The organism is Halomonas sp. 11-S5, from assembly GCF_029889825.1.
Taxonomy (GTDB): Bacteria; Pseudomonadota; Gammaproteobacteria; order Pseudomonadales; family Halomonadaceae; genus Halomonas.
In genome coordinates this window covers 1-612 of the sequence record NZ_JARANW010000059.1, presented here as the reverse complement: position 1 = coordinate 612, position 612 = coordinate 1, and the positions used below count along the sequence as shown (strand labels likewise).

The 612-nt window shown below is 53.3% G+C and carries 1 rRNA gene; it reads left to right on the top strand.

From position 1 onward, the window contains the following. A 23S ribosomal RNA gene (locus OP497_RS17465) occupies positions 1-612 on the top strand; the annotation flags it as partial.

The following is a 612-nucleotide window of genomic DNA, read 5'->3' as shown; positions in this document are numbered from 1 at the left end:
GTGACCGCGTACCTTTTGTATAATGGGTCAGCGACTTATTTTCAGTGGCGAGCTTAACCGATTAGGGGAGGCGTAGCGAAAGCGAGTCTTAACTGGGCGACCAGTCGCTGGGAATAGACCCGAAACCGGGCGATCTATCCATGAGCAGGTTGAAGGTTGAGTAACATCAACTGGAGGACCGAACCAGGATCTGTTGAAAAAGATTTGGATGACTTGTGGATCGGAGTGAAAGGCTAATCAAGCCCGGAGATAGCTGGTTCTCCTCGAAAGCTATTTAGGTAGCGCCTCACGTAGCACCGCCGGGGGTAGAGCACTGTTTCGGCTAGGGGGTCATCCCGACTTACCAACCCGAGGCAAACTCCGAATACCGGTGAGTGACGCGTGGGAGACACACAGCGGGTGCTAACGTCCGTTGTGAAAAGGGAAACAACCCAGACCGTCAGCTAAGGTCCCGAAATCCTGGTTAAGTGGGAAACGATGTGGGAAGGCTCAGACAGCTAGGAGGTTGGCTTAGAAGCAGCCATCCTTTAAAGAAAGCGTAATAGCTCACTAGTCGAGTCGGCCTGCGCGGAAGATGTAACGGGGCTCAAACCAGGTACCGAAGCTACGGGT